This is a genomic window from Streptomyces sp. 13-12-16, assembly GCF_002114215.1.
In the GTDB taxonomy this organism is placed as follows: Bacteria; Actinomycetota; Actinomycetes; order Streptomycetales; family Streptomycetaceae; genus Streptomyces.
Genome location: NZ_NCTE01000416.1, coordinates 1 through 5,040, shown reverse-complemented (window position 1 = coordinate 5,040; position 5,040 = coordinate 1). Strand labels below are relative to the sequence as shown.

General features: G+C 72.4%; 5 protein-coding genes and 2 pseudogenes. All 7 read left to right on the top strand.

Features of this window, described 5'->3' with window-relative positions:
• A pseudogene (locus B7767_RS17025) lies at positions 1-196 on the top strand (ribokinase); the annotation flags it as partial.
• Positions 193-582: a D-ribose pyranase gene (rbsD, locus tag B7767_RS17020; protein ID WP_085572935.1), complete on the top strand. Its 390-nt coding sequence runs from the start codon at positions 193-195 to the stop codon at positions 580-582. The pseudogene B7767_RS17025 and the gene rbsD, both read left to right, overlap by 4 nt.
• A 254-nt stretch (positions 583-836) precedes the next feature.
• Positions 837-1,814, top strand: coding sequence for a helix-turn-helix domain-containing protein (locus B7767_RS17015; RefSeq protein ID WP_179167174.1), 978 nt, complete (start codon positions 837-839; stop codon positions 1,812-1,814).
• Positions 1,815-2,265: 451 nt separating this feature from the next.
• A complete protein-coding gene (locus tag B7767_RS17010; protein WP_030857924.1) occupies positions 2,266-2,598 on the top strand; it encodes a hypothetical protein in 333 nt (110 codons plus the stop codon).
• Between the two features lie 45 nt (positions 2,599-2,643).
• Entirely contained in the window at positions 2,644-2,955 is a 312-nt protein-coding gene (locus B7767_RS17005) for a pore-forming ESAT-6 family protein (protein ID WP_085572933.1), read from the top strand.
• Between the two features lie 49 nt (positions 2,956-3,004).
• Complete coding sequence (locus B7767_RS46380) at positions 3,005-3,394, top strand: DUF6507 family protein (RefSeq protein WP_073931781.1); 390 nt, start codon at positions 3,005-3,007, stop codon at positions 3,392-3,394.
• Positions 3,391-5,040, top strand: a pseudogene (locus B7767_RS16995) (hypothetical protein); the annotation flags it as partial. The gene B7767_RS46380 and the pseudogene B7767_RS16995, both read left to right, overlap by 4 nt.

The window sequence follows — 5,040 nt, the reverse complement described above, 5'->3', positions numbered from 1 at the left end:
CGGCGCGGGCGAGCCGCTCGCCGGGGCGGCGGCGTACGCGGCCCGGGTGGGCGCGGCGACGGTCACCAAGGAGGGCGCGCAGGTGTCCTTCCCGACGGCGGCGGAGGTCGACGGGCTGCGCGGTGCCGGTCCGGAGGACGGCTCCCGGGGGCCGGACGGCGCATCCGGCGTGGCCCCGGAAGGCGGCACCCGGTGAAGAGGCACGGAATCCTGAACCGGCACCTCGCCGGCGCCCTGGCCGAGCTCGGGCACGGCGACGGGGTGCTGGTGTGCGACGCGGGGATGCCGATACCCGGCGGGCCGCGCGTGGTGGACCTGGCGTTCCGCGCGGGGGTGCCGTCGTTCGCGGAGGTGCTGGAGGGGCTCCTCGACGAGCTGGTCGTCGAGGGCGCCACGGCCGCGTCCGAGGTGCGGGACGCCAATCCGGCGGCGGCCGAGCTGCTGGCGGGCCGCTTCCCCGGCCTCGGCCTGGTCCCGCACGAACGGCTCAAGGAGCTGAGCGCGGGCGCGCGGCTCGTCGTCCGCACCGGCGAGGCACGGCCGTACGCGAACGTGCTGCTGCGCTGCGGGGTGTTCTTCTGAGGCGAGCGCGGTACCGCCGTACGCGCTTCGAGGGGGCCCGGTCCGTCGACCGGGCCCCCTCGGTCCCTCCCCGTCAGAACCCCTCAAGTCCCCCCCGGGTCCCCTCCCAGGAGTCCTGACTCCGAGTACGACCCGCGAGGCGCGGGGAGGGTTGCACGGTCCCTCCGGAATTTTTTCCGGCTCCGGTTCCGGTTCCCTACGATGTCCTCCTGGGCAGGATGCGGTCGTCCGGTACGCGTTGGGGGCGTGTGACGATGCTGGTGCAGGAGTTCCGGACCGGAGTGGTGCCGCCCGCCGAGCGGTGGGACCTGTGGCAGGACGTGGCCACGCGCACGCACGTGCCCACCCTGATGCGCAGTGGGCGCAGCGACGACTTCGAGGCCACGATGCGGGTGCTGCCGCTGGGGGACTTACAGATCGCCGAGCTGGACCTGCCGCACCTGGACACCGTGCGCACCCCGCGGGTCATCCGGCGTTTCGACCCCGAGTTCCTGCAGATCAACTGCCATCTCTCCGGCGACGGCATGCTGGTGCAGGACGGCACCGAGGGGGTGTTCGGGGCGGGGCAGCTCATCGTGGCCGACACCAGCCTCCCGTACGACGTCCGCATCAACAGGACGTCGCGGCGGTCCACGACGGTGGTCGTCAGCATGCCGCGGGCCCGGCTCCGGCTGCCGCCGCGCGCGGTACGCCGCCTGCTGGCGGTGCCGCTCACGGTGGACCACGGCATGGGCGGCGCGCTGTACCGCTGGCTGGCCGACGTCGCCCGGCGGGCCGACGAGTTCACCGAGGCCGACGCGCCGGCGCTGGCCTCGGTGACCACCGACCTCCTCGCCTCCGTGCTCGGCCGCTGCGTGGACTCCGAGGACGCGCTGCCGCCGGAGTCCCGCCGGCGCGCCCTGCGCACCCGGATCCGCGACTTCATCGACCGGAACCTGGGCGATCCGTCGCTGTCCCCGGCGACCGTCGCGGCGGCCCACGGCATCTCGGTACGGCACCTGCACCAGCTGTTCGCGGCGGAGGGCGAGGCCCCGGCGGCCTGGATCCGCCACCGCCGCCTGGAGCGGTGCCGCCGTGACCTGGCCGATCCCCGGCTGCGGGGCCGTTCCGTCCAGGCGATCGCCGCGCGGTGGGGCTTCACCGACGCGGCCACCTTCAGCCGCGTCTTCCGCCGCGCATACGGCATGACGCCGACGGACCACCGCCATCACCACACGGGTCGCGACCGGTAGGGCGGCCCGGCGCGTCCTGCCGGAATCGACAAGATCCCTGCACGGACGGTCAAGGATTCAACCGCCCGGTGGGCGCATGCTGGTGTCCGTGCGCAGCGGGGGCTGTGCACGCACGGGGGAACCGGGGGGAAGCAGCGTGCGGTGCCGGCGAACGTCGGCGTCCGATCCGGCACCGCACGGCTTGCGCCCCGCGCGAGCCCGGAAGGAACCGTTTCCTCACCCTCACCCTCACCCTCGCCTTCGCGCGAGGCCGGCTCCGGCCCGCGTGCTCCACGAGCCGTGCCACCGTCCCGGCGAGCACCTCGCGCCGACGTGCGCGGGCATCGGCATTGTCCCCACCATGTCCGGATCGCGTCACACCGTGATCAACGGCGTTGCGTCCGCAACGGGTTGTGCGACAACATGTTCGAACAGTTTCGTGATGCGTACGTGACGCACGGGGGTGACACACGTGAAGTTCGACATGGGGTCGACGACCCTGTCCGAACTGGGAAAGAACACGTCCGGTTCGAGCACCGACCTGGGCACGCTGATCCGCATGCTCATCCAGGCGGCCGAGCCGCTGGAGGGCAAGTTCAACGGTTCCGGAAAGGTCGCCTTCGACTCCTTCAAGACGCGCGCGGACGAGATCACCGCCGCGCTGAACGAGTCGCTCGGCGCGATCCTCGAAGGCCAGGGCGGTATGGACACCGCGTTCACCACCGGTGAGACCGAACAGCAGGACAACGCCCAGAAGAACATGGGCGCGGCCAACTTCGACGCGGCCCGCTTCGGCGCGCGCTAGACCGTCGACCGGGACAGGGGCCGACAACCACAGGGGGTTTTGACGATGGGCCAGAATCTGGACCGCCGCTCCTACGACACCGGCGCGTCGAGCGAGGTGCAGGGTGGTCTGCAGGGGATCGTCGGGCAGCTGGAGCGCGTGCTGGCCGACCGCGACAGGGCCGTGAAGGCCGCCATGGCCGACTTCCAGGCCGACGGGGTCTCCGAGGAGTACCACGGCAAGGAGATGCGCTGGAACCGCGCGGCCGACGAGGTGCGCAACATCATCCGACTGGTGCGCACGACCCTCGAGGAGAACGACGGGACGGCCCAGTCGACGTTGGCGAAGGCGCGGGCGGCGGTCGACAACATCGGCTGACGCAGGCGCGTCGGCGGGGCGACGGCACACGGGAGTACGGGGAATCCGCATGACGGGGTGGGACATATCGCCGTCGGGCGTGCAGCACGTCCTCACGGAGACGGCGAAGGCGGCCGAGGGCCTCTCGAACACCGGGAAGGCCCTGCAGGAGACCATGCCGAGCGCGGCGAAGTCCGCCGGCACGATCCAGCAGGGCGGCGTGGAGAAGAGCGGGGTCCAGGGCCCGGTCGCGGCGGCGCTGGGCGAGTTCTTCACCGCCTACCAGGAGAAGCTGATGTACGTCGCGGTGCGCACGTCGAACTCCCTCAACGGGGCGGCCGGCGCGACCAACGCGTACGTCAAGGGTGACCTGGAGATGGCCGCGCAGGCCCAGGCGAACGCGCTGAAGGAACCGAAGATCGACCTGCCGGGTGCGGGCGGGCAGCAGGGGGGCCAGTGAGCGCGGACCTCATCGATCCGCAGAACATCCCGCAGTTCACCGGAGACCTGGAGCAACTGGGCACGGACCACATGCTGCTGACGGCGGAGGCCATCGCCTTCCGCCAGTCGGGGTCGGACGTGCACACCCGCTTCCAGGGGCTGTCGGCGTGCTACACGGCGCCGGAGGCGGAGCAGCTGTTCGCCACGACGGCGCCGGTGGCGGCCAAGGCCGACGAGTTCGCCGACGACCTGGAGAAGGTGGCGGCGGCCCTCAGCTCGTACGAGACGGAGATCCAGCCGCTCGTGGCCAAACTGAAGAGCCTCAAGCAGCGCGCGGAAACCTTCCGTCAGCAGATCGCGGGGGACGACGACTGGCGCGAGGACGACGACAACGTCCAGCTCAACAACGACCTGGTGTACGACGTCAACGCCACCGCGGAGGCCTTCTGGCTGGCGGAGATCACCTGCCACAACAAGATCACCGCGCTGGTGGGCGGCTCGACGCTGATCATCGAGGACGGCGCCCAGCAACGGCTGGTGAAGCGCGGCACCAGCACCTACGGCTTCACCGCCGACCTCCTGAACCAGTCCGAGGAACTGCCCTGGGGCAGGACCGTGGAGAAGGAGCGGCACGGGCTCGACTGGCTGGGCCACCAGCTGATGGAGTTCGGCAAGGGCTTCGTCGTCGACGGCGTGTGGGGCACGATCCGGGGTCTCGGCACCCTCGTCGGCTTCGACGGCTGGGACGCCGCGGGCGAGGCCTGGAAGGGGCTCGGCAAGCTCGCGACCGGCGTGCTCATCACCGCGGTGCCCGTCGTCGGCGTCGCCTACTGGGCGATGCCCGAGGACAAGCTGCCCTCCTACCTGCGCGACTCCCGCAACGCGGTCAAGGAGACGGGCAAGGCGCTGGTCGCCTGGGACCAGTGGGGCGAGAACCCCGCACGGGCGGGCGGCGCGGTCACCTTCAACGTCCTGACGACGGTCTTCACCGGAGGCGCCGGAGCGGCGGCGAAGGGCGGCGCGGTGGCCCGTACGGTCGGCGCGCTCGGCAAGACGGCCCGGCTCGTCGATCCCATGACGTACCTCGGCAAGGCCGCCACGTTCGGCACGGTCAAGGTCGCCGACCTGTTCGCCGGCCTGCGGGGCGTGCACGCGGGCGCGTACGCCGACATCCTCTCCGGAACGGGACGGGTCCAGCCCGACGGCAGCGTGGTCCGGTTCGCCGACGACACGCCGGTCATCCGCGACAACGTCGTGGAGTGGCCGGACGGAACCCGGCTGAACCTGGACGACGGCTCGGTCGTCCGCGCGGACGGCACGGCGGCGCCGGCGAAGGTGGAACTGTCGGCGGCGGACCGGGAGCTGCTGGAGCGGAGCCTGCCGCACGAGGAGGGTGTGCTCGTCGGGGCGGGCGAGCGGGCAGGCGTGCACGCGGCCGGGGAGACGGCGGCCCACGTCGGCGGTGACGCGACGGGCCGGGCCGGCGGGAACACGGCACCGACCGCTCACGCCGGCGAGCACACCGGAGGGCATACGGCGGGTAGCGACGGGAACGCAGGCAGCGGCCGGAACGCCGGTGGCAGTGGGACCGACAGCGGCCGGGTTCCCGCCCGGCACGGCGGGACCGGCGGCGGTCACGCGGGTGGGGACGGCCGTGGCACGCCT